The 25,850-nt window shown below is 51.2% G+C and carries 22 protein-coding genes and 1 tRNA gene; 3 read left to right on the plus strand and 20 right to left on the minus strand.

Features of this window, described 5'->3' with window-relative positions:
• Positions 1-52: 52 nt before the first annotated feature.
• The 11 genes from BIY29_RS03900 to BIY29_RS03955 form a co-directional block, all read right to left on the minus strand.
• The gene (locus tag BIY29_RS03900; RefSeq protein WP_121573932.1) at positions 53-1,576 is read right to left on the minus strand and encodes an ABC transporter substrate-binding protein; all 1,524 of its coding nucleotides are present in this window, start codon (positions 1,574-1,576) and stop codon (positions 53-55) included.
• A 32-nt stretch (positions 1,577-1,608) separates the two neighbouring features.
• Positions 1,609-2,241 (minus strand): RraA family protein, encoded by a 633-nt coding sequence (locus BIY29_RS03905; RefSeq protein ID WP_121573843.1) that lies wholly within the window; start codon positions 2,239-2,241, stop codon positions 1,609-1,611.
• A gap of 26 nt (positions 2,242-2,267) precedes the next feature.
• Entirely contained in the window at positions 2,268-3,755 is a 1,488-nt protein-coding gene (locus BIY29_RS03910; protein ID WP_121573844.1) for an aldehyde dehydrogenase, read from the minus strand.
• On the minus strand, positions 3,752-5,461 hold the full coding sequence (locus tag BIY29_RS03915) for a thiamine pyrophosphate-binding protein (RefSeq protein ID WP_121573845.1): 1,710 nt from the start codon (positions 5,459-5,461) through the stop codon (positions 3,752-3,754). The genes BIY29_RS03910 and BIY29_RS03915 overlap by 4 nt, the downstream gene beginning before the upstream one ends.
• Entirely contained in the window at positions 5,461-6,207 is a 747-nt protein-coding gene (locus tag BIY29_RS03920) for an aldolase/citrate lyase family protein (protein WP_121573846.1), read from the minus strand. The genes BIY29_RS03915 and BIY29_RS03920 overlap by 1 nt, the downstream gene beginning before the upstream one ends.
• Positions 6,208-6,210: 3 nt before the next feature.
• Positions 6,211-7,494 carry a TRAP transporter large permease gene (locus BIY29_RS03925; RefSeq protein WP_121573847.1) on the minus strand — a complete coding sequence of 428 codons (1,284 nt, stop codon included), beginning with the start codon at positions 7,492-7,494 and terminating at the stop codon, positions 6,211-6,213.
• On the minus strand, positions 7,487-7,990 hold the full coding sequence (locus BIY29_RS03930) for a TRAP transporter small permease (protein ID WP_240629953.1): 504 nt from the start codon (positions 7,988-7,990) through the stop codon (positions 7,487-7,489). Before BIY29_RS03930 ends, BIY29_RS03925 begins: the two co-directional genes overlap by 8 nt.
• Entirely contained in the window at positions 7,962-8,936 is a 975-nt protein-coding gene (locus BIY29_RS03935) for a TRAP transporter substrate-binding protein (RefSeq protein WP_121573849.1), read from the minus strand. The genes BIY29_RS03930 and BIY29_RS03935 overlap by 29 nt, the downstream gene beginning before the upstream one ends.
• A gap of 532 nt (positions 8,937-9,468) precedes the next feature.
• Positions 9,469-9,612: a hypothetical protein gene (locus BIY29_RS20160; RefSeq protein ID WP_170158880.1), complete on the minus strand. Its 144-nt coding sequence runs from the start codon at positions 9,610-9,612 to the stop codon at positions 9,469-9,471.
• A gap of 188 nt (positions 9,613-9,800) precedes the next feature.
• Complete coding sequence (locus BIY29_RS03950; protein WP_121573852.1) at positions 9,801-11,021, minus strand: Zn-dependent hydrolase; 1,221 nt, start codon at positions 11,019-11,021, stop codon at positions 9,801-9,803.
• Between the two features lie 252 nt (positions 11,022-11,273).
• Complete coding sequence (locus BIY29_RS03955) at positions 11,274-11,519, minus strand: hypothetical protein (RefSeq protein ID WP_147437135.1); 246 nt, start codon at positions 11,517-11,519, stop codon at positions 11,274-11,276.
• Between the two features lie 47 nt (positions 11,520-11,566).
• Here BIY29_RS03955 and BIY29_RS03960 point away from each other — a divergent pair.
• Positions 11,567-11,643 (plus strand) — tRNA-Val (locus BIY29_RS03960).
• A gap of 136 nt (positions 11,644-11,779) precedes the next feature.
• On the opposite strand, the gene BIY29_RS03965 is transcribed toward BIY29_RS03960, so the two are convergent.
• From BIY29_RS03965 to licT, 4 genes are all read right to left on the minus strand, one after another.
• The gene (locus BIY29_RS03965) at positions 11,780-13,408 is read right to left on the minus strand and encodes a carbohydrate porin (protein WP_121573854.1); all 1,629 of its coding nucleotides are present in this window, start codon (positions 13,406-13,408) and stop codon (positions 11,780-11,782) included.
• A 157-nt stretch (positions 13,409-13,565) separates the two neighbouring features.
• Complete coding sequence (locus BIY29_RS03970) at positions 13,566-14,969, minus strand: glycoside hydrolase family 1 protein (protein ID WP_121573855.1); 1,404 nt, start codon at positions 14,967-14,969, stop codon at positions 13,566-13,568.
• Positions 14,970-15,012: 43 nt separating this feature from the next.
• Positions 15,013-16,899: a PTS beta-glucoside transporter subunit IIABC gene (bglF, locus tag BIY29_RS03975; RefSeq protein ID WP_121573856.1), complete on the minus strand. Its 1,887-nt coding sequence runs from the start codon at positions 16,897-16,899 to the stop codon at positions 15,013-15,015.
• A 286-nt stretch (positions 16,900-17,185) separates the two neighbouring features.
• On the minus strand, positions 17,186-18,031 hold the full coding sequence (licT, locus tag BIY29_RS03980) for a BglG family transcription antiterminator LicT (RefSeq protein WP_121573857.1): 846 nt from the start codon (positions 18,029-18,031) through the stop codon (positions 17,186-17,188).
• 629 nt (positions 18,032-18,660) lie between these two features.
• Here licT and pykF point away from each other — a divergent pair.
• Positions 18,661-20,073 carry a pyruvate kinase PykF gene (gene pykF / locus BIY29_RS03990; RefSeq protein ID WP_121573859.1) on the plus strand — a complete coding sequence of 471 codons (1,413 nt, stop codon included), beginning with the start codon at positions 18,661-18,663 and terminating at the stop codon, positions 20,071-20,073.
• A gap of 317 nt (positions 20,074-20,390) precedes the next feature.
• On the plus strand, positions 20,391-20,627 hold the full coding sequence (locus BIY29_RS03995) for a major outer membrane lipoprotein (RefSeq protein WP_005970385.1): 237 nt from the start codon (positions 20,391-20,393) through the stop codon (positions 20,625-20,627).
• A 127-nt stretch (positions 20,628-20,754) separates the two neighbouring features.
• On the opposite strand, the gene BIY29_RS04000 is transcribed toward BIY29_RS03995, so the two are convergent.
• From BIY29_RS04000 to sufC, 5 genes are all read right to left on the minus strand, one after another.
• Complete coding sequence (locus BIY29_RS04000) at positions 20,755-21,813, minus strand: L,D-transpeptidase family protein (protein WP_121573860.1); 1,059 nt, start codon at positions 21,811-21,813, stop codon at positions 20,755-20,757.
• Between the two features lie 262 nt (positions 21,814-22,075).
• The gene (gene sufE, locus BIY29_RS04005) at positions 22,076-22,492 is read right to left on the minus strand and encodes a cysteine desulfuration protein SufE (protein ID WP_121573861.1); all 417 of its coding nucleotides are present in this window, start codon (positions 22,490-22,492) and stop codon (positions 22,076-22,078) included.
• Between the two features lie 37 nt (positions 22,493-22,529).
• Complete coding sequence (sufS, locus tag BIY29_RS04010; protein ID WP_121573862.1) at positions 22,530-23,750, minus strand: cysteine desulfurase SufS; 1,221 nt, start codon at positions 23,748-23,750, stop codon at positions 22,530-22,532.
• Positions 23,747-25,075: a Fe-S cluster assembly protein SufD gene (sufD, locus tag BIY29_RS04015; RefSeq protein WP_121573863.1), complete on the minus strand. Its 1,329-nt coding sequence runs from the start codon at positions 25,073-25,075 to the stop codon at positions 23,747-23,749. Before sufD ends, sufS begins: the two co-directional genes overlap by 4 nt.
• On the minus strand, positions 25,050-25,796 hold the full coding sequence (gene sufC, locus BIY29_RS04020) for a Fe-S cluster assembly ATPase SufC (RefSeq protein WP_121573864.1): 747 nt from the start codon (positions 25,794-25,796) through the stop codon (positions 25,050-25,052). Before sufC ends, sufD begins: the two co-directional genes overlap by 26 nt.
• Between the last annotated feature and the right edge of the window lie 54 nt (positions 25,797-25,850).

Raw genomic sequence — 25,850 nt, forward strand, 5'->3', positions numbered from 1 at the left:
GCTCATTGCATTGTAAACATGGATACATGCCCGCTGACGCGGGCAACAACGATTACTTCCAGCTCGATAGCCACCAGCGGGCAAACTCATCAGGCTGAGGGGTAAAATTCAAATCTTTCGACAGGCCGTAGTTGATATTGTAGTTATACAACGGTATCCAGTAGGCCTGGTCAGCGATTTTTTTCAGCGCCAGGCTATAGTTCTGCTTGCGTACCTCACTATCCGGCGAGGCATCCGCCACTTTCAGCCATGCCGCCAGTTGCGCATCTTTGACCATATCGTCATCGCCGCCGCCGAAATAGTTGGACAGAATAAAGGCCACGTCTCCGATACCGTAGCTGCCCCAGTTGGACATCAGCGCGGGTAACGTCCCGGCGCGCCACTTCTGCACCGCAGCGGCAAACTGGTTTTCATTCAATCTGACGCGAATCCCCACTTTGGCCAGATCGGAGGAAACCGCTTCAGCCACCGGGCGCGGCATGGCGGCAAACACCATTTCCAGATCGAAACCGTTCGGATAACCCGCTTCTTTCAGCAAATCTTTGGCTTTTTGCGGATCATAGCCATAAGCGGCCACATCCTGCTCACAGCCAAACTGCAACGGATTACAGGCGGAATTCAGCACCTGTGACGTTTCCCCGCCAAACACTGTGGCGATCTGCTGGCGGTTCACCGCATAAAGCATGGCCTGGCGCACCAGCGGATGGGTAATCGGCGTATCCGCGGTGCCGCCGGTGGCCAGACTGATATAGGCAATACGCATGATCGGCGCATTAATGATATTCACCCGGCCCGCCAGCCGCTTGGCCTGATCGGGCGGCACACGCCAGATCCAGTCCAGCTTGCCGGACATCAGTTCGGCATATTGCGTGTTCATTTCCGGTATGGTGCGGATCACAATACGTTTAATCGCCGGTTTGCCTTTCGGACTGCCGGCGTAGTGATTGTCGAAACGCTCCAGCACATAGCGCACGCCCGGCGTCTGCTCAATCAACTTATACGGCCCGGTGCCGACCGGATGCTCCGCCATGCCCGCCGATCCTTTCTCGCTGAAATAAGCGTGCGGGTAGATTGGCAGCGCGTCGGCCAGCATCTCTATCGCACCGGCAAACGGCTTGGCCATATGAATACGCACGCGGTAGTCATCCACTTTTTCCACACTGGCGATCCAATCCACCGAGATTTGAAAGCGGGTGCCGTAGGCCGGTTTGACTACGGTGTTTAGCGTGGTGAGCACATCATCGGCGGTGAAATCAGTCCCATTGTGGAATTTCACTCCTTTGCGCAGCACAAATTCAATGGTTTTGTCGTCAGTGAATTTCCAGGATTCAGCCAGCGCCGGTTTGATTTCGCCGCTGCTCAGATCCTTATACAACAGGCCGTCATAGATATGACGGGCAATGATCAACCCCTGGCGTCCGGCGATTTTGTAAGAATCCAACGGTTCTGGTTCGTCGGAAAAGGCCACGTTCAACGTATCATCCGCTTTTCCGGCCAGCGCGGGTACGCTGTGCAGCGCGGAGAAGGCCAGCGTAGTACCCAGCAGTGAAGCCAGCAGTGTTTTTTTCAGTGTCATGTCACGATCCCCATAAAGCGTTAGTAAGAACATCAGTTTTGCTGACGGTAAATCTCGGCCAGACTTATTCCCTGCCTCAGTTTCTCCACAATCAGCGGTTCCTGCTGCTGAATGCGGATCGCGTCCTCCACATAGTGCGCCATCTGTGATGCCGGCAGCGCGATAACGCCATTCTCATCCGCCAGTACTATGTCGCCGGGGCAGACCCGAACGCCGCCGCAGCTCACCGGCTGGTTAACCGTGCCGCCGGTTTTCCCCCGTTTGGTGGTCAGCGGCGATCGCCCTTTGCACCAGACGGGAAAGTTATCGGCACAGATGGCGGAGAGATCGGTGATGTAACCATCAAGGATCACCGCGACAATCCCCGCCTGCTGCGCGGCGGCGGTCATTACCGCCCCCCAGCAGGCATGGCGATCGTCGTTGACGCGTTCAATCACCAAGACGTCCCCTGGGTGAGCGGCTGCCAGCGCCAGCGGCAGGCTGTAGCCGTCGTCCTCCGGCAGCGACACCGTCAGCGCCGGGCCGCAACGGCGCACACTGATCGGCAGCACGCACTGTAGTTGAGGATGCATAAAGCCCTGATCCAGCAGATGGCCCAGCGTGGCCGTTTCCACCTGTAATAGCTGCTCAATCAGTGACGCCGTCACTTTAGGCTGTAAAGACATTGCCGCTCTCCTCTGTCAGTACCTGCTCAACGGGCGAGCTGGATCCAGGTTGATTTCGGGTCAGTATATTTATCCAGCGCGTGAACTGACTTGTCTCGCCCGAATCCTGATTGTTTGCGCCCGCCGAACGGCATGGTGATTGCGCCATCGGCATAACAGTTAACCCAGACCATGCCGCTGTTCAGGCGGCGGGCAACGCGGTGCGCCTGGCTGAGATCGTCCGTCCAGACGCCTGCGCCCAGGCCATAGTCGGTGTCGTTGGCTAACGCCAGCGCTTGCTCTTCACCGCTGAACCGGCATACGCCCAGCACCGGGCCGAAGATTTCGCGGCGCATGGCGACATTGCTGTTGTCGCAGGCCAGAATGGTAGGATTAAGGAACAGCCCGCCCGCCTGCGTCGGCTGCGGCGTCAGGCAGTTTGCGCCTGCGGCCAGCGCATCGTCGATGCCGTCAATCACCCGCTGAAACTGTGTGCGATCCACCATCGCCCCCACCCGCGTTTGCGGGTCCAGCGGGTCGCCCGGCAGATAATTTCGCGCTTCCCGCAATAGCAGTTCCATAAAGCGGTCATAAATGGTGTCTTCCACATACAGCCGTGAACCGGCAATGCACACTTCGCCCTGGTTGATAAAGATAGCCGCCGCCGCTACCGCCGCCGCCTGCTCCAGTTGCCGACAATTGGCGAACACCAGATGCGGCGACTTGCCCCCGCACTCCAGCCAGACGCGTTTCAGATTGGAATCCGCCGCGTAGCGCATAAAATGTTTGCCCGTGGCGGTGGAACCGGTAAAGGCCAGACAGTCCACGTCCCTATGCAATCCCAGCGCCCGTCCCGTCACGGTGCCGCGTCCGGTCACCACCTGAAAAACCCCGTCGGGGATCCCGGCCTGCTGCGCCAGTTCGGCCAGTTTCAACACGCTGAGGCTGGACTGTTCCGCCGGTTTCACGATGACGCTGTTGCCCACCGCCAGCGCGGGCGCCAGTTTCCAGCAGGCGATCATCAGCGGAAAATTCCACGGCACCACCGCAGCCACCACGCCCACCGGTTCCCGCACCACCGTTGCCAACACATCTTCCTGTGTAGGCAGCACTTCATCGGTCGCGGTTTCAATGGCGCCGGCATAAAAACGCAGGCAACGGATCGACTCAGGGATATCAAACGCCATGCTGTCGCCAATGGGCTTGCCCATGTCCAGCGTCTCCAGCAGAGCCAGCGTTTCACTGTTTTCCTCCATCAGTTGCGCCAGCCGTTCCAGCGTTTTGCGCCGCTGTGCGGGCGCACTGCGCGACCAGACGCCGCTATTGAACGCCTGACGGGCATGGCGCACCGCCCGCTCAACGTCGGCCTCGCTGCAATCGGCAATATCAGCCAGCTTGTCGCCGGTCGCCGGGTTAATACTGGGTAATACCGCGCCGTTTTCCGCCTCGCTATAGCCGTTGCCGATCCAGGCGCGCCCTTCGTATGTCAGCGCTGTTGCCGCCTGCCGCCAGTATGCAAGTGAATAGTGACTCATGCCTCTTCCCCTCGTTTTATCGTTGCCTGTTGTTGAATTTCACTGAGCAGCACGCCGGGCGCGATGCCATTACCGTCATAACGCAGCTCAATGATGACCGGACGCCGTTTCTCTTCGGCAAAACGCAGCGCCTGGCGGAATGTCGCCTCAAACTCGCTGGTATCATCGACCACCACCCCCCATCCATCGTAGGCCTGCGCCAGACGGGCAAACGCCGGGTTACTGAAACGCAGGGCGACTTCACGTCCGGGAAAGTGGTGCTCCTGATGGGCGCGGATGGTGCCCCACATGCCGTTGTTGAACACCAGCACCACCACGCCAAGCTGGTATTGCAACGCCACGCCCAACTCCTGCATGTTCATCTGGAAACAGCCGTCACCGGCAAAACAGACCGCCGGGCTGTCCGGGTGCTCCAGCTTATAAGAGAGGGCCGCCGGCAGCCCGTAGCCCATCGACCCGACCGTCGGCGCCAGCGAACTGCCCCGCCCGGCAAAGGGAACATAACGATGCGGGTATAGGGCATAGTTACCGGCGCCGACGGTAATACAGCCCTGACCGTCCAGCACCGTACCGACGACATTCGCCACCCGATCGAGACTCAGCGCCCCCGGCGACGGCAGCGGATTAAGGGTTGCCAGATAGGCGTCGCGGGACTGGGTGCGCCACTGTCGCCAGACCGGCTTATCGCTGGCCGTAAGGCCGTCCAGCGCGGCGGCAAAGGCGTTGACGCTGGCATTAATCGCCAGCGCAGGTCGGTAAACATGTCCCAACTCTTCAGGATCAGGATAGATATGAATCAGCGTCTGCCGCGGCGTTGGCGCGCTGATCCAGCTATAGCCTTCGCTGGTGGCCTCGCCGATACGCGTACCGACGGCAATAATCAAGTCGCTGTCGCACAGTTGCTGGCGCAGGGCGTCATGCATTGAGAAACCCACATGACCGACAAACTGTTCGTCGCGCTGGTCATAACACTCCAGACGACGCCAGGCCACCCCGACCGGTAAATCAAAGCGGCGGGCAAACTGCTGTAACTGTTGTTGCCCCTGAGCGCTCCAGCCGCTGCCGCCCACCAACAGGAAAGGGCGTTGTGCCTGTTTTAACCGTGCTGCCAGCTCTGCCATCTGATCCGCGCCGGGATAGATCTCCAGCCGGGGACGGGCCGCCACCACGGACACCGCCGATTCCCCCCACAGCACGTCCTCCGGCAGCGCCAGCACCACCGGCCCCGGACGTCCGCTGGTCGCCACCGACCAGGCTCGCGCCACATATTCAGGAATGCGATCGGTACGGTCGATCTGCGCCACCCATTTCGCCATTTGGCCGAACATGCGGCGATAGTCAATCTCCTGAAACGCTTCGCGCTCAATAAAATCGTTGCCGACCTGTCCCACGAACAGGATCATGGGCGTTGAATCCTGAAAAGCGGTATGCACGCCAATGGACGCGTTAGTGGCGCCCGGCCCACGCGTCACCATGCAGATACCCGGCTCGCCGGTCATTTTTCCATAGGCTTCCGCCATGTAGGCTGCGCCGCTTTCCTGGCGGCAAACCACCGACTGGATGCTGTCGGTATGTTCATTGAACGCATCAATGCACGGAAGAAAACTCTCGCCCGGCACCAGAAATATCCGTCTGGCGCCCTGCTCGCGCAGTTGTTCCAACAGGATCTGCCCGCCATTACGGGAAACTTGAGAGGGGTTCTGCATTATTTGCTCCAGGGTGTTAAATAATCTTTGTTATGGTCTGTACAGACATTCAGCGACTGCCAATACCGTACCTGTTCAGGCGTGATGGCGCAGCGCGAGCGATAACCGGCACGCAGGGACGTCTCACAATCATCGACAAAGCCGTCTTCGCCGATATTGTTCGGCCAGGGGCCATCGATCGCCTCCACGTCGTGGCGCTGACAGCAATCGATAAACTGGCGGCGTAGCGGCAATAATCGCGCCATGCGCTGCGGATCGTCGGCAATACCCATATCCCGCGATAAGTCGCCGCTCCCCAACAACGCGGCCCTGACCCGGTTGGTCGCCGTCAGAATCGATTCAAGCCGCGCCAATCCCTGGCGGCTTTCGATGGTCGGTACGATGGCGGTATTGATTACGCCATGACGCGTCATTAATTCATCCAGTTCAACCATCTGCCCGGCTTCCTCAATTTGCGGCAAGAAAACGGCATCCGGTGCGGCGGCGGCAATCTCCGCCAGTTGTGTTTCTCCGCCCAGCGCCAGGCGATCCAGCCGGATCGCGCAGCGTATGGCCCGGCGGCGGCAGAGTTCCGCTATCCCGGTAAATAGCCGGCAGGCGGTGTCTTTCCCGGTGACCGGGGTAAACTCTTCCAAATCCACCACCAGCACGCCCGGCTGCGCATCAATGGCCTGCGCCAGCCTGGGTCTATCGTGTCCGGCGACGAATAACCAGCTTACCGCTTTGCTTTTCGCTTGTTGGTTCATCGGTTATGTCATCCGCGAAGGTAAATACAGCACCAGATCGGGAATGAACACCAGCAGCAGCAATACCACCAGCATGGCCAGGAGCATCACCGACAGAGGCTTAAAGGTTTCAGTAACCGTGATGCCGGATACGCGGCAGGCCGCCATCAGGTCGATCCCCAGCGGCGGGGTATTCGCGCCAATCGCCATATTGACGGTGAGCAGAATCCCGAAGTGAATCGGATCGATGCCGTATTGCTGTAGCAGCGGCATGACGATAGGCGTGATGATAATGATGATGGCTATGGTTTCCATAAAGGTTCCCAAAACCAACAGCAGCGTCATCAGCATCAGCAGTACGGTGTATTTGCTATCGGTGATATTGCTGATAAGCGAAGCGATCGCCTGAGGAACCTGTTCATAACTCAGTCCCCAGCCAAATAACCCCGCCGCGGCGATAATGGTTAAAATCGCCGCGCTGATTTCCGCAGTTTCCCGCAGCGAAAGCCACAGTTCCCGCCATGAAATACAGCGGTAAAAAAAGACGCCCAGAATCAAGGCATAAGCAATCGCGGATACCGCCGCCTCCGTCGCGGTGAACACCCCCATACGGATACCGCCGATGATCAGCACCGGCACCATCAAGGCTGGCAGCGCATCGAGCCAGGCGCGGATTTTTTCCTTGCCGGAGTAGCGGCGTCCGCCAGCCCAGTTGTGTTTGCGCGACAGATAAAGCGCCGCGATAACCAACGCGACGGCCAGCATCAAACCGGGGATCACCCCGCCCATAAACAGTTTGCCGATAGAGGTATTGGAGGTGGTGCCGTAGACAATCATCACAATACTGGGCGGCAACACCGTGGCAATGGAGCTTGATGTGCCGATCAACGCACTGCTGAAACCCGGCGAATAGCCTTCTTTGCGCATCGCGGGCAGCAACATGCCGCCAACGGCCACCACATCGGCAACGCCCGATCCGGACAGCGAACCAAACAACATGCAGGCCAGCACGGCGACCACCGCCAGACCGCCGCGAATATCACCGACGCTGGCCATACATAATTTAACGATGCGGGTCGTTAACCCGGCATGGTTCATTAGCTGCGCGGCCAGAATAAACATCGGGATAGCCAGTAGCGTAAAGCTCTGCATACCCGCCACATACTGTTGAGCGGCAACCATCAGCGGCGCGCCGTCAAAGATAAGCAGGTAACTCAGCGCCGCAACCAACAACCCGAAGGCGACCGGCATATCCAGCAGCAACATCAGGGCAAACATGCCAATCAATACCCAGGCGCCATCACTCATGACGCCCCCTTGTTTTGATAAGCTGACCGAGATTAATCAGTACAATGGCAACGCAACTCACCGGAACGCTGAAATACACCACCCCGACCGGCCATTGCAGCGCCGTGGATTTTTGCTCCATCGTCAGCACGGTTAAATCCCAGCCGGCTTTCGCCAGCAGCAGCATGAATACCATCAGCACCACCTGCATAATCTGATGAATAGTGTGTTGCCGATTGCGGTTACGCATCCACAGGCCCAATAACCCGGCATTCAGATGGCTACGACGCTGGCTGCAATACGCGGCCCCCAGCATGGTCGCCCACACCAGCACGATTTCCGGCAGTTCCTCCGCCCATTGCGGCGTATTGCCCCAGAGCCAGCGCATACTGATTGCCCAGCCCATCAATATTGCCTGCAATGCGACGCCAATGGATGCGATAACGATAAACAAGCCTGAGATACGGTTGATCATCATCCCTCCTGCATCACTGTGCGCTGTAACGTTTGACTTCATCGATCAATTCCGGCCCGAACACCTGTTGATAGGTTTCCCAGACGCCTTGCACACGTTCGGCGAAAAGTTTGGGATCAACCTCATTAACCTGCATACCTTTCTCTTGCAGTTTGCCGATCAGCTCCTTGTCATCCTGCTGGGTCAGCCGCCGCTGCTCATCACGCCACTTATCGGCCAGCGTCTGCACCGTGGCCTGATCCTGCGCAGAAATGCGCTTCCAACTGGATTCAGACATCACCAGACAAGCGGGCGCCCAGACATGGCCTGTCAGGGAGAGGTATTTTTGAACTTCATACAGGGACGAAGAATCGATAATGGAGAGCGGGTTTTCCTGCGCATCAAACACCCTTTGTTGCAGAGCCGAATAAAGCTCGCCAAACGCTAAGGGAGCGGGACTGGCGCCAAGCGCGGTAAAACTATCCAGGCGCATCTTATCCGGCGTAACGCGAATCTTCAGGCCCGCCAAATCTTCAGGACGATTGACCGGCGCACGGTTATTGGTGACATGGCGATAACCGTTTTCCCACCAGGACACTATTTTTAAATGGTGTTTTTCAGCCAGTGTTTCCAGTTTATTGCCTAACTCGCCATCATAAGCCGCATAGGCTGCCTGACGATTCGGCCATGAATAAGGCAGTTCGACAATACCAAATTTGGCATCAATAGGCTGAAGCGAACCACAGCCAATTAATCCGGCCTGTAAACTGCCTATTTGCAAACCTTCGACTAAATTCTTTTCATTACCTAATTGGCCGTTAGGAAAAAGTTTTATACTTACCCGTCCATCCGTTTGCTTTTGCACATCGTCAGCAAAACCGGAGGCGGCAATATTCCAGTTATGACTGGTCGGTAATACATTCGCCAGTTTTAATTCAATGGCACTGACATGCCATGAAAATAATAATGCAGATGCAATTAGCGCGGCTACTTTACGATTACTTTTCATATCACCACCATCCCCGTATCAATTTATTTTTAATTTCATTCACAGAGTCTTCCCGCAAGGTAACTTAGTCAATTTTAACAATTTAATAGCGCGTATAATTTCCATTTATATAAAAATAAGATTATTTTCCCCACCACAATGCATTAATTCAACAATTACCCTAATAGGGTGCAATGCTTGCACCAATAAATATCTTTACGATAAATTAATCGAATAGTTAATTGCACCATCAGCGAACAGGCTGATTCTGATATTAGCTGTGCTAATTAGGATGCGGGAAAAAGGTTTCCTTCAGGGGGAGATATCGCCGTTTTCGCCTGCCCCGCCACTTGGTCACAATTATTTATACCCTTCATCTTTCAGCCCTCACTCACCCCAGTCACTTACTTGAGTAAGCTCCTGGGGATTCTCTCGGTTGCCGCCTTCCTGCATCTCGAAATCTATTGGGTATATGCAGATACACAGACAGTTTCGTGCACCACAATGCCGCCATTTCTATGCCATGTCATAGCACGCGCCCGACGCAGGGCGCTCAGTCGCCGCCGCCCTGCGAACCCAGGCTTCCGGCTAAATTATGCCGCTGACGCGGTGCCTTCGGAATCGGAGGTCTCCTGTCGAACCGCCATTGACGCGCTCCCGGCGCGGCACTGGCTTTCGCCGCGTCCGTGCGGCTCATTCGGGAGACCTCCCATTCCTCAGCATAATTTTTACGCCGGGTAACGGCAGAGACCCGAGAATGAGTCTGAAAAATATAACTTTTTTATATAAGAGGCAGGTATTTGAAGGGTAGTGAAAAAGTCCGGCATCTTTAATAGGTTAGGTTCTCCCCCTGGCAAGGGGGAGGCAGGATAGGGTCATTAATGGCTATAGCGCACGCAGCAATACGGCATTGAGCAGGACATCCCCCCCTTTGGCGGCGTCCTCTGGTGATATCGCTTCGCTCTCGTTATGGCTGATGCCCCCGGCGCAGGGAATGAAAATCATGGTGGTCGGGCAATGTTTGGCGATATTGATCGCATCGTGTCCGGCGCCGCTGATAATTTCCTGCCAGGCGTAGCCCAATTCCTGCACCGCAGTTCGTACCGTCGCAATACAGTCAACATCAAAATGCGTGGCAGGGCTTAACCAATGCCGTTCAATATCGAGCGTTAATCCCCGCGCCGAGGCAATGCGGGTTAATTGCCGACGTACACTGCTCTCCATCGCCGCCAGAACCCGATCGTCAGGATTGCGCAAATCCACGGTAAATTTTACCCGGCTGGGAATGGTATTACGTGACGAACCCGGGATCTCCACCTGACCGATGGTAAACAACCCGTCAGGAAAGTCTTTGCGCAGAGACGGCTCCAGCGACATCAGCATTTCCGCCACCCCAAACAGCGGATCAAGCCGGGATTTCATCGGCGTTGTGCCGGCATGGGCGGAAACGCCGACAACATCAATATCCAGCCAACAGATCCCCTGCCCCCCTGTCACCACGCCGATGGTGACGCCTTCATCCTCCAGCACCGGGCCTTGTTCAATGTGGGCCTCATAGTAGGCATCAAACGGGCGGGCCAGCGGTGTCGCCCCGGCATGGCCGATATCGTTAAGCGACTGCCCCATGCTGATACCTTCTCGGTCGGTAATCTCCAATGCCTTTTCCAGCGCCAATGCCCCGGTAAACACCGCCGAGCCTAACATCGCCGGCGTAAATCTCGCCCCTTCCTCATTGGTCCAGACGGCAATCTCCAGAGGTTGATTAGTCGTGATATTTTTATCATTCAGGGTACGAACCACTTCCAGCCCCGCCAATACGCCGTAGATCCCGTCAAAGCGACCACCCTTCGGTTGCGTATCCAGATGGCTGCCCATCACTATCGGATTCGCCTGCGCATTTTTCCCTTCGCGCCGAGCAAAAAGGTTGCCAATGGCGTCAAAATAAATACTCATACCAGCATCACGACACCATTGAATAAATAATTCCCGCCCCTGTTTATCTTCCTGCGTCAATGCCAGACGCGTATTCCCCCCCGCAGCCGTCGCGCCAATTTTCGCCATCTCCATCAGGCTATTCCACAGACGTTCGCCATTTACTTTCAACATGCCCGGCTCCTCAACCACAACCCCGTTATATTTGTTGAATTCAGTAGCCCTGCGTGGACTGGACTGATTCATCTATGCTTTTATTTAATGATAAAGTTCTCAATAAAAGATACTCATCATTTACTTTTTTATCCCTTTCCCCTGCTAGTGAGTCAATCTATTATTTTTAATGACGGGTATTAATCATATTAATGGCTTTAGCCATTAATATTTCCTATATAAAATACTTGCAAGACTATTCAGATATATACTCTAAATAATTCGAGTTGCAGGAAGGCGATTAGTTAACCAACCGTAAATCTCATTTATTGATAAGCGATACGTATCCGGCTGGCAATCTTCAACGCCTTTTTCTTCCTGAATCCTCAAGGCGGCGAAACCGGCCAAACATTCAACACTTGGCAACAGAGGCCAGATAAAGGTCTTGTCTTCCATGCCGAATAAGTCCATAATGACGGCCATTCCAGATGTTGGGATGAAAAACAGCATTTTAATCAAAAGGTTAGCTTCTACATAACAACCCTTTAAAATGCGCCGTCTTCTGTACGACCGTAGCTCAGTTGGTTAGAGCACCACCTTGACATGGTGGGGGTCGGTGGTTCGAGTCCACTCGGTCGTACCAATGGTTTCATCAGTAGCCATAAAAAATTTCTTATCTTTTTATTCAGAGTAAATACGAATAAACAGCGAAACAGCATGAAATCCATCGCTGGATTTCATGCCATGATGTCGATCCGACACGTTATAAAAACCGCCGATTACCACCAGACCTCGGCCTGTACGCCAACGGTAAACTGATCGCTCTTACTGTCGGCAAAGCGGAACTGGCTGATTTCATTATCCAACGATTTCAGGTAGGTGCCGTAAAAGCGAATTTCAGGTCGTGAGGTGAGCATACTGGTATCCACCTTAATGCTGTGGAACAGTGTGGTTTTATAACCCGACTCATGATATTCCACGCCTCCGGCTGTATTTTTCTGATCAAACCAGCCTAATTCGACACCCGTTTGATGGTTATTTTTCCAGATATACGCTGGGCGAATAACAGCACGAATAGTTTCAAAATCGGTATGTGCGCCGGTATCGTAACTATAAACATCGTCACCGGTGGAATATACCAGCGCATTTGCCATGATAACGTTAGGACGTAAATATATCTCTCCCTGAGATATTAACCTAATAGCTTTACCATTGCTGTGCTCGCCATAATAGTCGTCACCATAACCATAAGATGGATTAGCATCAGAAATAAGGCCAAAGCCACTGGCGATGGAGTTATTCGCCCCTTGCAGGGTAAATTCATTAAAACCGCCGCTGGAGAAACTCTGCCGCAAAATAACCCCTGCATACCAGGCATCCTTGACGCTGTAATAACTGCCGTCATTTTCATTTTTGCGATTAGTGTCATTAGCGTTCGCCATTGCATATCGGCCAAACAGTTCCAGTTCGGCCTTGTCCCATAGCGGAATATGTTTATATTTCATATCAATGGAATTACTATTTACCTGCTGCGAATTACCCGAGGCATTATAATCCACCGCATGGGCGTTCAGATCCTGACGAGTCAGCGACACATTCAACTGGCCTGGCCCAACCTGCCAGTTCTCAATACCGACACCGGCGCCAGCGTCGGTACGCTGGCTCTTCCAGTCCAGCATCTGTATCTCATAGACCGGCATATAATGTTTACCCACCCAGAAGTCAGCTTCCGGCGCAAAGGGCAGAAAGCCTTTGGTGGTTAGATAGATATCTGAAAACTGGAGTGCATTTTCCGAGTTTTTATCAAACCACCCATTGCTGTACTGTAACCCGACATTCCCGTCCAGCATGACCACGGCTTTGGCGACTTTCCCGTCACGATCGTACACTTTCTGCGACAGTTGCAGATCGAACCACGCGCCATGTTCATTACCATAGCGTCCCAGAGAACCGATAGCGTAGGACTTCGGCGCGCCTCGGGAACCGGTGGCCCAGCCGGAACGGAAATAACCACTATAAGTGAAGCCGATATCTTCTTTCATGTACTGACTCAGTTCATTCAGCGTCATTGATGAATTTACCTTTTTATCATCAGGCGAATTTCCCGATACCAGTGTAACGGTATTTTTTGCTTTATCTTCCGGTGATTTTATTACCGACTGTGCATTATCATTAGTAACATAGGTATTAGTTTGTTCATCTTTTACAGGTCTATTATTTTTATTTGAAATAACAATATTTTTCCTTTCTCTTTCTTTATATCTTTTCAGCTCCTGCTTTGTTTCTCTTAAATCCTGTTCTAAAGCGGCCAGACGTTGTTCAATCGTCAACATTTCATTCGCTGATAAATGAAAGGGTATTGAATACAACAACGCAGTTATGATAATAAAACTATTTTTTAGCTTCATAGTTTTCCCGTGGTCAGATTAAGATAAGAAATAAATGTAAAATTAAAATATCTATTTTTAATAATTAAATTATTCATCTCCATTTTACGATTTTTCTTACAGCAACGATTATTGCAGTAAAAAACAATAATCGTCGCTATTTTTTATGAAAATATTATTATTTTTTTCTGTTTAAACTTTCTCCATTACTGTTAATCACCTCTTTATACCAGTAAAAACTCTTCTTCTTTTTCCGTTCAAGCGTTCCATTTCCCTGATCGTCGCGGTCAACATAAATAAAACCGTAACGTTTAGACATTTCCGCTTTCGAGGCGCTCACCAAATCGATCGGCCCCCAGGAGGTATAGCCGAGAACGTCAACACCATCTTCAATCGCTTCACCAACCTGAACCAGATGATCGTTAAGATACTGAATACGATAGTCGTCATTGATGCTGCCGTCGCTTTCAATCTGGTCTTTGGCGCCTAATCCATTCTCTACGATAAACAGTGGTTTCTGATAACGGTCATGCAACACATTCAGCAATATGCGCAGCCCTTCAGGATCGATCTGCCAGCCCCAGTCCGAACTTGCCAGATGCGGGTTCGGCACCATATTCAGAATATTGGCGCGCGCCTTTTGGTTGAGTTCCTCATCAACGGTCACACAGCCGCTCATGTAATAGCTGAAGGAAATAAAATCAACGGTTTCTTTGAGCGCCGCCCGGTCATCATCGGTTATCTGTAATTCGATAGCGTTCTGCTTAAAGAAACGTTTCATATAGGCAGGGTAACTACCACGCGCCTGAACATCACCGAAGAACAACCATTCCCGGTTCTGATGCAAGGTTTCCAGCACATCAGTCGGTTTACACGTTAGCGGATAGAGCAACCCGCCCAGCAGCATATTGCCGATTTTTGCATCGGGAATAATGTCGTGACAAGCTTTTACCGCCTTAGCGCTGGCGACCAGTTGATGATGAATCGCTTGATAAACAGCCGATTTATCACTGTTTTCCGGCAAACCGACGCCGGTAAACGGCGCATGTAGCGACATATTAATCTCGTTAAACGTCAACCAGTGTTTGACCTTATGCTGAAAACGCTGGAATACCGTGCGGGCATAACGCTCAAAAAAGGCAATCACTTGCCGATTGCCCCAGCCGCCATAGTTTTTCACCAACCCATAGGGCATTTCATAATGTGACAATGTCACTAATGGCGTAATATTATGTTTTGCCAATTCATCAAACAGGCGGTCATAAAACGCCAGCCCTGCCTCATTCGGTAAGTCCTCATCCCCCTGAGGAAAAATGCGCGTCCAGGCAATGGAAGTACGCAGGCACTTGAATCCCATCTCGGCAAACAGCGCGATATCCTCTGGATAACGATGATAAAAGTCGATCGCCACATCCTTGATTCCGCTGTCTCCCGCCGTTCTTTCTACAATCTCGCCAAAAACGCCATGCGGCTGTAAGTCCGATGTTGACAGCCCTTTACCATCGGTTAAATACGCGCCTTCCACCTGATTGGCCGCAATCGCGCCGCCCCACAAAAAACCTTCAGGAAAACGGTGGCTCATTTTTTCTCTCCTTCCCAATTATGGTGATAAATATTCTTGTTAATCAGCGTATTAACGTTAATAATGGCGCCAGTTCCTGTACGGCGTTTTCCGCCACGGGCAACACATCAATATAGTCGTCGCTGTTGGTAATAATGACGGGGGTGATGGTGTCATACCCCGCCGCCTCAATAGCCTGATAATCAAACTCCACCAGCAAATCCCCTTGCTTCACCGTATCGCCGGTTTTGACGTGAGCAGTGAAATACTGCCCATTTAGTTTTACGGTATCAATCCCAACATGAATTAACACTTCGGCGCCATCATCAGACTCCAGACCAATGGCGTGATGGGTTTTAAACAGTGATGCGACAGCGCCATTTATCGGTGAAACCACCCGCCCGACCTGCGGCTTGATGGCAATACCTTTCCCCATTAACCCGCTGGCAAACGTCTGATCGGCAACCTGCTCTAATGGAAGGGTTTCACCTGCGATGGGGCTGCTGATGGAGTGCTGGCGCCCTGAAACGGTGCGTTTCGGGGCCGTTTCCATTGCAGGAGTTTCCGATACGACATCTTTTTTTATCCCAAACAGGTAGCTGGCCAGCGCAGCGAACACAAAGGCGATTACCGTACCGGCAATGGCCGCCCACACGGAGTCATCAAAGCCGGTAGCCGGAATGATTTGCGTAAAGGAAAAAATACTGGGCAGCCCGAATGAGTATTGAACCGTATGGAAATATCCCAGTACCGATGCCCCCATAGCCCCGCCGATACAACCAAAGATAAAGGGACGGCGCAATGGCAGCGTGACGCCGTAGACCGCAGGCTCTGTGATACCGAAAATCGCTGCTGAAAATGCCGAACCGGAGATGCCTTTCAACTTTATATCCCGTGTACGTAAAAATACGCCCAGCGCAGCGCCTGCCTGCCCCAGTACAGCGGGGATCAGCAAAGGTATCAGGGTATCCTGGCCTAATGCGCTGAAATTATTCATCATTAATGGAACAAACCCCCAGTGCAGACCGAATATGACACACACCTGCCACATGGCGCCCATAAACGCCCCGGCAACTGTCGGACTGGCGCCATAAACAAACTGATAACCGTGTGCCAATTGCTGGCTCAACCAGGTGGCGACCGGGCCGATCAATAAAAACGTTAGTGGCACGGTAATTAACAGGCATAGCGCCGGAGTAAAGAAATTACGGATATTGGTATGTAATATTACATTCAGCGGTTTTTCCAGGCGGCAAGAAATCCATGCGGCGAAAATAATTGGAATCACCGATGATGCATAATTGATAAACGTAATCGGTATTCCCAGAAAATGCAGCGGTTGATAATCCGCCACTGACATGGCATTAAACGAATCGATCATAGTTGGATGCACCAGCGCACCGCCGATCGCCATAGTAACGAAAGTATTCCCGCCAAATTTTTTACCAGCGGTATAACCGAGGATGATGGGTAAAAAATAAAATAGTGAGTCGCTGGCGGAAAATAATAATTTATACGTCCCACTACTTTCCATTAACCAACCGCAAGCCAGACTCAAAGCTAAAAAACCTTTTAATATTCCTGATGCGGCCATAATCCCCATCAGCGGGGTAAAAATCCCGGCAATAATATCGATAAAGCGTGAGAAAATATTTTCCTTTGGCTGCTTACCCTCGTTGTCAAGATCAGCATTAGCGTGCTCAGTGATACCCGAAAAAGTAAGGAAATCATTATAAACTTCGTTTACATGATTACCGATAACTACCTGAAACTGACCGCCGCTTTCGACTACCATAATAATTCCAGGGTTATCTTTCAGCGCGGCAACATCCGCTTTCTTTCTATCTTTTAATTTAAAACGAAGCCGCGTTGCGCAATGTAATACGCTGTTCACATTACCACTGCCACCAACGCCTTCAAGTATCTCACTGGCTAATATCTTGTATTTCATTGTCTTTCCTTAACGCTCAGTAACCACATATATCAAGCAGGACATTACGAACGTCCAATATTATTTTTTAGACGAAAAAAAACCTAAACCATTTTTCTCGCCACCTAATAGTGGTTCATGAAAAAAATGGTTTAGGTTTTGCCTGTAAAACTGATATTCAGCAGTACAGTGACAATCCTGATTTTACTGTCTTTGCTACTGCACAAATTCTATTATCCAAACCTGGATCTGTGCAAGTAATTTATCTCTACTCTATTGCCATTATGTGACGAACAGCAAATTTTATTTACTCCTTTTCAAGCAATTCTGTTCTTACCCGCTCAATATGGATAGTCAAAAACATTAACTCCTCTTTGGTCAAACTATAATTATACTGTTGATCGATATAGGCTTGTATTTTTTCAGCACAAATATAAGCAAGATGATATTTTTCTTTAACTACATCATGTAATGATTCATCATCACTGAATACAGTGTTTTTCCCAATGAGCCGTTGCGCAAAAAACTTAAGATGAGTGACGAAGCGATGATAACTTAATGCCTGCTCATTATAGTCCAGGTTTAACTGGTATTTAACAATATTCAGGATTTCCTGCATGATCTTTGTAATATGAATAACTTCCGGCATTTCACTATCAAGTTGCGCATTAACTAAATGCAAAGCAATAAAGCCCGCTTCATCTTCCGGCAATCGCACAGACAAGCGCTGCTCAATAATATCCAACGCCTCCATGCCGATCGCAAACTCTTTCTGGTATAGACGCTTTATCTCCCACAGCAGCACATTACGAATATTGACCCCTTGTTTGTGCCGTTCAATCGCAAAGTGGCAGTGATCGGTTAAAGAGATATAAATACTGTTTTGCAACTTTCCCGGCAGACGCTCTTTTGCCAGCAAAATGATTTTATCAGCGGTGGTGATCACGTCTAGTGGGATCTCTGAAAGCAGCTCTCTCAGGCGTGATGTCAATTCGCCGCTTTTCAGTACAAACACACGTTCAATCAGCGATTCATCCAGCCGATCGCCAGTATGCTTTTTGAAACCAAGCCCCCGCCCCATCACAACTGACTCGTTATTGTTTTCGTCGATAATCGTCACGACATTATTGTTGAGTATCTTGGCAATTTTCATTATTCATACCTTGGAAACAAAAAAACCAGACATCCGCCAAGAGAACGGATATCTGGTTTTGCCTGCTTTTGCAGTAACAATCCTTAATGGTGGACAAACTACCACTTATCATGATCTTCTCAACACCGACTGAACAGAAACGTGATATGGATCGACAGAAAACATTTTATTTACATATTCTTTTCTTTTTCAAAGAAAGAAGTGATCAACAGCACATTATCACACAATATACTTAACGCTTCAGCCATTGACAGAAAGCGATTTTCCTCAGTAATTGCGCAACATCACTCGGTAAAAAAGACAAATCGTTAGGTTTTTTGCGTAAACTGGCTAAAATATTCGCTTTGGTGCCGTCGAACATCTTGTTTCTCATCGGTTAATAACTATAATACGGAACGTTGTTTCAATTGAATGGTTTCAGCTAACCAACGTGCCGCTATCATTAATATCGTTAACAAAGGCATCGTTTACCCTTATCCCGTTGCCAGACGCGGTGATCGGTTATGTACTTCATTATCTATATTTATCTCTTTCAGACTGTTTCCAAAAGCATTTTTTCCGGGGGTTAATCTCGCGTTACCGCCGGTTCACTCGTTTTTTTATCCATCACAACTTGTAGAAGCTATCGTATGAAAAAGACAAAAATTGTTTGCACCATCGGGCCCAAAACAGAATCAGAAGACATGTTGAGCAACATGCTGGACGCAGGCATGAATGTTATGCGCCTGAACTTCTCGCACGGGGATTATGTTGAACATGGTCAACGTATTAAAAACCTGCGCGCCGTGCTGGCAAAAACCGGTAAACAGGCGGCCATTCTGCTTGACACCAAGGGACCGGAAATCCGTACCATGAAGCTGGAAAATGGTTCTGATGTTTCCCTGACGGCCGGTCAGACGTTTACTTTCATCACTGACCAGAGCGTCATCGGCAATAATGAACGGGTTGCAGTTACCTATGCTGGCTTCCCTCAAGATTTGAGCGTCGGTAATACCGTGCTGGTCGATGATGGTCTGATCGGCATGGAAGTGACGGCAATCAACGGCAATCAGGTGGTATGCAAAGTATTAAACAATGGCGATCTGGGCGAAAACAAGGGTGTCAACCTGCCGGGCGTCTCCATCCAACTGCCGGCACTGGCAGAAAAAGACAAACGTGATCTGATTTTTGGCTGCGAACAAGGCGTCGATTTTATTGCAGCCTCTTTTATCCGTAAACGTTCTGATGTTGAAGAAATTCGTGCGCACCTGAAACAGCACGGTGGCGAACACATTCAGATCATTTCTAAAATCGAAAACCAGGAAGGTCTGAATAATTTCGACGAAATTCTGGAAGCCTCTGACGGCATTATGGTTGCACGTGGCGATCTGGGTGTTGAGATTCCAGTTGAAGAAGTGATTTTCGCGCAGAAAATGATGATTGAAAAATGTAACGTAGCCCGTAAAGTCGTTATCACTGCCACGCAAATGCTGGACTCCATGATCAAAAATCCACGACCTACCCGCGCTGAAGCGGGTGACGTGGCTAACGCCATCATTGATGGTACTGATGCCGTCATGCTGTCGGGGGAAAGCGCCAAAGGGAAATACCCGCTTGAGTCCGTCACTATCATGGCAACGATTTGCCGACGTACCGACACCGTGATGAAGTCTCGTCTGGATACCATCAAGTCCCTGGGCAGGCTGCGTATTACGGAAGCCGTGTGCCGAGGCGCGGTTGAGACGGCTGAGAAGCTGGATGCGCCGCTGATCGTGGTGGCGACCAGTGGCGGCAAATCAGCTAAATCCATCCGTAAATACTTCCCCAATGCACGGATCCTGGCGCTGACGACCAATGAAGTCACTGCCCGCCAGCTTCTGCTAAGTAAAGGCGTCGATACGCTGCTGGTAAAAGAAATTGCCTCTACCGATGATTTCTACCGAATCGGTAAAGAGGCCGCGTTAAACAGCGGCTATGCTCAGGTTGGCGATGTTGTGGTAATGGTTTCCGGCGCGTTGGTTCCAAGCGGAACCACCAATACGGCATCAGTGCATCGTCTCTAAATCAGCGGTTGTCACACATATTAAAAAAGCGCCTTGAATGGCGCTTTTTTATATTCTGTCGTTATCACACTCGTCGTCATAACCAAATTAATGCGTTTGTTTAACATATAATTCTAATAGTCAAAAGCCCAGACTTTTCCGATAGAAATGGCCCTGTTTTCCTTACTTTTTTCATTGCTCTGTAAAACTCGCTGCTTCTTTGAGCGAACAATCGAAATTAAGCATGTTCTTATCAAAAATTTATTCTCATTAGAAAAAAGTTTGTGTAATACTTGTAATGCTACATGGAGATTAACTCAATCTAGAGGGTATTAATAATGAATCGTACTAAACTGGTACTGGGCGCGGTAATCCTGGGTTCTACTCTGCTGGCAGGTTGTTCCAGCAATGCTAAAATTGATCAGCTGTCTTCTGACGTTCAGACTCTGAACGCTAAAGTTGACCAACTGAGCAACGACGTGAACGCAATCCGCTCTGACGTACAGGCTGCTAAAGACGACGCAGCTCGTGCTAACCAGCGTCTGGACAACCAAGTTCGTACTTACAAAAAGTAATCGAACTGGTCAAGTAGTGAAAATGGCGCACAATGTGCGCCATTTTTTTGTCTTCAAATCACTTCTATTGATTTTGCTTATCAGGGCGCACAACTGCACACCCATTGCTCTGCTGCAAATTCTGCCGCTACTGAACACCCGCTGCCGGGTGATTCGCCGTTTCCGCCGACGATGCACTAACAGCCGTTATTGGCGCGCCCTGTAGCGCCTCTGAGCCATCAGACGCTGACTGCATCGATTCCTGATAGGTATTTATATCCTGACCGATATTAACCAGTATCGGCATACCAGAGCGACGCACAATGGCATCCGCTACGGCTTTGGCGTCGGTGTCGTCGTTATCAATAAATTCTTTGGTCTTTTTATTGATACTGATCGGCATGGTTTGCGGGTCATCCTGATCCGTTTTGGATAATGGCTGGTGGACCTCTACATAGCGTTTGCCATCTGGTTCAAGCGAAGTCTTAATCGCATCATTGACGATTTGTACACGCGTACCGACAGGAACGGTGTTAAACAAGGCTTCGATATCATCAGGCCGCAGCCGGATGCAACCGGAGCTGACACGCATACCAATACCAAAATTCGCATTCGTGCCATGGATCAGGTACACGCCGCCGTGCGCTGCAAGGCGTAGGGCGTGGAGTCCCATCGGGTTATCAGGGCCAGCTGGGATCACCGCCGGGAGGGTGATGCCCTCCTCTTCCAGATAACGTTTGCGGATATTCGCTGTTGGCGTCCAGGTTGGGTTCGCTCGTTTTTCTGAAACTGACGTTGTCATTAACGGTGTTTTACGCCCTAACTGACCGATACCGATAGGATACACGATGACGGTATTCTTACCTTTCGGATAGTAATAAAGCCGCAGTTCCGCTAGGTTAACCACAATCCCCTCACGCGGCGTATCCGGCAGCAGCATCTGAGTCGGGATCGTTAATGTCGAACCCGCTTTTGGCAGGTAGGGATCGGTTCCGGGATTTGCTTCCAGCATCCCCAATAAACCAATCTTGAAATCAGCGGCAACCTCTTCCAGCGGGCGACCATCATTGGGGACGGTATAGGCGATATTCTCACCGATAAGACGACTGTTTGGCGGCGGCAACGGATATTCTGTCGCCCTGGCGGTGGCACTGCCTGCCAGATATGTCGCAAAGACCATACCAAGTAAAGTTAATGCGCATTTCATACAAAATTCCCTACATCACGGATCTGGTGTCGGTTTATAAACGATGTCTGGTTCTGTTTTAGAAACCAGTATCATGCTCCTGCTATATTAGCATTAGGGTAACAAAAGAATATTTTATTTATAAATCAAGATATTGATATTCATATTTTTACAAAAAGAAGGTCAGGGTAAAATTTAGCTGGAAATAAATCTACGGGACTAATTCTGAAATATCGGAATGGTTCCCCGTTTTCACGGGGATGATGACAACTACAAGCGGATGCTAAGATAATGACATCGCCTTGACACGGATAGACCGTAGCATGGCTTCCAGCCCCTGTGAGCGGGATGGGGTCAGATGCTGGCTCAATGCCAGCTCCTGAAAGAAAGAGCGCACGTCCAGTTCCACGATCTCCTGCGCAGTCAGCCCCTGATAAAGACTGAATACCACGGCAATCAGCCCCTTCACAATAGCCGCATCACTGTCTCCATGCAGGGTAATCAGACCTTGACCATCACGCTGCATGATTATCCATACCTGACTCTGGCACCCTGAAATCAGGTTTTCAGCCTGTCGCCACGCATCAGGCAGGGGTTCCAGCCGGGCGCCCAGCTCAATGATATAAAGATACTTCTCTTCCCAATTATGACAGCGCGAAAAATTACGCACTAATTTCTGCGGATCCGGCAGACTTGCCATTTTTCCTCCCCAGGCAATAAAAGCGGTGTTTACACCCCTACCCCAGTAATCGACGGATGCGTTGCAACCCGGCAACCAGCCGGTCAATTTCTTCGCGTGTAGTATAAATGGCCAGCGAGGCGCGGCACATACTGGAAACACCATAGTGTTCCATCAGCGGCATCGCGCAGTGGTGGCCGGTGCGAATCGCAATGCCATACTGATCGAGGAAACTTCCGACATCATAGGCGTGGTGCTGCCCAAGATTAAAGGCAATAACGCCCTGTCGTTCTGCGGGTCCATACAGTGCTAAATCAGGAACCTGCATCAGCGCCTCCAGCGCATAACGCATGAGAGAGGACTCATAGCGCTGAATCGCTTCACGCCCCAGAGCCAGAACATAATTCAAGGCCGCGCCCAACCCCATGATACCGGCGGTATTCGGCGATCCGGCCTCAAAGCGCCACGGGGCATCGGCATAGGTGGTTCCGGTGCGCAAACTCACTTGACGGATCATCGCCCCGCCGCCTTCCCACGGCGGCATTGCCTGTAACAACGCACTTTTGCCATACAGCACACCGATCCCCGAGGGACCATAAATCTTGTGTCCCGAAAAAACGAAGAAATCGCAATCCAGATCCTGTACGTCGATCGACTGATGCATAATCGACTGGGCGCCATCCACCAGAACAACCGCACCCGCGGCTTTTGCCTGAGCAATGATCTCTTTAACCGGGTTCAACGTGCCAAGCACGTTGGAAATGTGCGTTACCGCCAGTAAGCGGGTACGTTCATCCAGCAACGCCGGGAGGCTGGCCAGATCCAACGTACCATCGGATGCCAGCGGTAATACGCGGACTTCAACACCCCGAGCTTGCGCCAACATCTGCCAGGGAACGATATTGGCGTGATGTTCCATCTCGGTGATGATGAGATTGTCACCCGGCTGGAGGAAAGTACGCCCATAGCTGTTCGCCACCAGATTAATGGCTTCCGTCGTACCACGGACAAAAACAATTTCTTCTGCCGACGCGGCATTGATGAAAGAAGCCACCTGTTCGCGTACCGCTTCCATCGCACTGGTAGCCTGTGCGCTCAGGGTATGAATGCCGCGATGCACGGCGGCATATTCATGCTGATAAAATGCCCGTTCCCGGTCAATCACCGCCTGCGGTTTTTGTGCGCTGGCGGCACTGTCCAGATAAGCCAGCGGCTGCCCGTTCACTTCGGTTGCCAGCAGCGGAAAATCGGCCCGAACCTGTTCGATTGGATAACTCATAGATCTGCCTTTAATAAGTCGGCCTGTGCATTCGGCAAGCGCTGCGCAATACGTTTTAAGATCACCTCTCTTAATGACTCATCGGCAATGGCTTCCGTCACCTCGGCGGCAAAAGCAAAAATGATCATCTGCTGCGCATCCTGTTGGGTAATACCACGCGAACGCAGATAGAACAGTTGCTCCTCATCCATACGCCCGATGGTGGCGCCGTGGCTGCATTTCACATCATCAGCATAGATTTCCAACTGCGGTTTGGTATCCACTTCGGCCAGCCGTCCCAATAACAGATTGTTGTTCGTCATCTGACCATCGGTTTTCAGGGCGTGGGGCGCCACTTTGATCATGCCGTTAAACACCGCTTTAGCCCGATCGCTGACGATAGTTTTATGTAACTGGCGGCTTTCACCGTACCCGTCGTTATGTTCCAGATAAGTGCGGGTATCACAGACCTCGCTGCCGATGGGCAGGATGAGGCTGTTCATCGCCAGATTGGTGCCCTCGCCATTAAGCTGGGCGCTGGTGTTGTGACGGGTCAGACCGGCGCCAAGCAAAAAGCTGTGGCTGCTAACCTGCGCATCACGCGCCAACACCAAATCATTATGTGAAAAGTGATAGCTAGCCGCCGCTTCAAACGCCAGCTTCACATGGTTGACACGGCTGTTTTGCGCGGCGTTAATTGTCAATCGCGCACCGGTAAAATGCGCCTGCTCATCAAGGCTGACATAATGTTCGATAATCTGCGCGCTGGCGCCGCGTTCAACATTCAGGTGATGGCGGTGAGGTACGGTATTCAGTGCGGATGCCGGAGCCTGACCGCTGCTGATGTGCAGTAAATACAACGGTTTTTCCGCCTGCTGGCCTGCGCTTAAGCGAATCAGCGTACTTTCAACCGCCAGACTTTCAGTCAGGTGCAGAAAAACGTCTGGCTGGATGGCAGCCGGTAATTCACCGTGGCTACGTGATGCGTTGACATCAATCTGGTAAGGCCCCCACTGCGTGTCACTGAGTTCCGCGCTGAATACGCCATCAATAAACACCAGTCGCCAGCAATCAACCGGCAATGCCAGCGCATCCAGCGTTGCCTGGTCGACCTGCCGTACTGCGGGAGCCACAAATTCGTGCGCCAGCAGCCCGTCCAGCGGCGTATATTTCCAGTGCTCATGTTTGCGGTGAGGCAACCCCAGACGCAGAACTTCCTGCCAGTGCTGGTGAGCCGCCGCCGATCGCTGAGGACTATAGCTTTCAAACAGGTGGTGCCACTGGCGTAAGGCTTTTCCCTGTTTCTGTTCAACGGTCGTTTTATTGTTGGTCGGTAAGCCAGCCATAGCCTTGCTCCTCCAACTGTTTCACCAGCGAGAAATCACCGGATTTAACGATACGCCCTTGATACAGAACGTGAACATAATCTGGTTTGATATAATCCAGAATACGCTGGTAGTGCGTTACGATGATAAATGCACGCTGCTGGTTGCGCAGCGAGTTCACCCCGTTGGCGACAATCTTCAACGCATCAATATCCAGACCGGAATCGGTCTCGTCCAGGATGCATAAATCCGGTTCCAACGCCGCCATTTGCAGAATGTCGTTACGCTTCTTTTCCCCGCCGGAGAACCCGACATTGACTGAACGGGTCAACAAGTCCGCTGGCATATTCAGCAACTTGATTTTGTCTTCAATAAAGTCAGCGAAATCGAAACGGTCCAGTGGTTCCAACTGCCGGTATTTACGCACGGCATTGACCGCGGTTTGCAGGAAAAACTGGTTGCTGACGCCGGGAATTTCCACCGGATACTGAAACGCCATAAAGATGCCTTCACCGGCTCGATCTTCAGGCGCCAACTCCAGCAAATCCTTGCCTTTAAAACTCACCGTACCGTCGGTCACTTCATATTCTTCACGCCCGGCCAGCGTCGCGGAGAGCGTACTTTTCCCTGAGCCGTTCGGCCCCATAATGGCATGGACTTCACCCGGCTTAATATTGAGGTTAAGCCCTTTAATGATCTCGTTGCCTTCTACGCTGACTTTCAAATTTTCAATACTTAACATGCTCTATCCTTCAGGCGTCTTACACCTTGTGACGCTCATCATTTTCGTAACCGG

The sequence above is a fragment of the Brenneria alni genome (genome assembly GCF_003666245.1).
GTDB lineage: Bacteria > Pseudomonadota > Gammaproteobacteria > Enterobacterales > Enterobacteriaceae > Brenneria > Brenneria alni.

Coding starts and splice junctions, on each gene's coding strand:
- BIY29_RS03935 (WP_121573849.1), bottom strand. CDS start 8,936: ATGAAAAGTAATCGTAAAGTAGCCGCGCTAATTGCATCTGCATTATTA.
- BIY29_RS03950 (WP_121573852.1), bottom strand. CDS start 11,021: ATGTTGAAAGTAAATGGCGAACGTCTGTGGAATAGCCTGATGGAGATG.
- BIY29_RS03910 (WP_121573844.1), bottom strand. CDS start 3,755: ATGAGTCACTATTCACTTGCATACTGGCGGCAGGCGGCAACAGCGCTG.
- BIY29_RS03915 (WP_121573845.1), bottom strand. CDS start 5,461: ATGCAGAACCCCTCTCAAGTTTCCCGTAATGGCGGGCAGATCCTGTTG.
- BIY29_RS20160 (WP_170158880.1), bottom strand. CDS start 9,612: ATGAGCCGCACGGACGCGGCGAAAGCCAGTGCCGCGCCGGGAGCGCGT.
- sufS (WP_121573862.1), bottom strand. CDS start 23,750: ATGAGTTATCCAATCGAACAGGTTCGGGCCGATTTTCCGCTGCTGGCA.
- sufD (WP_121573863.1), bottom strand. CDS start 25,075: ATGGCTGGCTTACCGACCAACAATAAAACGACCGTTGAACAGAAACAG.
- BIY29_RS03905 (WP_121573843.1), bottom strand. CDS start 2,241: ATGTCTTTACAGCCTAAAGTGACGGCGTCACTGATTGAGCAGCTATTA.
- BIY29_RS03920 (WP_121573846.1), bottom strand. CDS start 6,207: ATGAACCAACAAGCGAAAAGCAAAGCGGTAAGCTGGTTATTCGTCGCC.
- BIY29_RS03995 (WP_005970385.1), top strand. CDS start 20,391: ATGAATCGTACTAAACTGGTACTGGGCGCGGTAATCCTGGGTTCTACT.
- sufC (WP_121573864.1), bottom strand. CDS start 25,796: ATGTTAAGTATTGAAAATTTGAAAGTCAGCGTAGAAGGCAACGAGATC.
- licT (WP_121573857.1), bottom strand. CDS start 18,031: ATGAAAATTGCCAAGATACTCAACAATAATGTCGTGACGATTATCGAC.
- BIY29_RS03900 (WP_121573932.1), bottom strand. CDS start 1,576: ATGACACTGAAAAAAACACTGCTGGCTTCACTGCTGGGTACTACGCTG.
- BIY29_RS03965 (WP_121573854.1), bottom strand. CDS start 13,408: ATGAAGCTAAAAAATAGTTTTATTATCATAACTGCGTTGTTGTATTCA.
- sufE (WP_121573861.1), bottom strand. CDS start 22,492: ATGGCAAGTCTGCCGGATCCGCAGAAATTAGTGCGTAATTTTTCGCGC.
- BIY29_RS04000 (WP_121573860.1), bottom strand. CDS start 21,813: ATGAAATGCGCATTAACTTTACTTGGTATGGTCTTTGCGACATATCTG.
- BIY29_RS03970 (WP_121573855.1), bottom strand. CDS start 14,969: ATGAGCCACCGTTTTCCTGAAGGTTTTTTGTGGGGCGGCGCGATTGCG.
- bglF (WP_121573856.1), bottom strand. CDS start 16,899: ATGAAATACAAGATATTAGCCAGTGAGATACTTGAAGGCGTTGGTGGC.
- BIY29_RS03925 (WP_121573847.1), bottom strand. CDS start 7,494: ATGAGTGATGGCGCCTGGGTATTGATTGGCATGTTTGCCCTGATGTTG.
- BIY29_RS03930 (WP_240629953.1), bottom strand. CDS start 7,990: ATGAAGTCAAACGTTACAGCGCACAGTGATGCAGGAGGGATGATGATC.
- pykF (WP_121573859.1), top strand. CDS start 18,661: ATGAAAAAGACAAAAATTGTTTGCACCATCGGGCCCAAAACAGAATCA.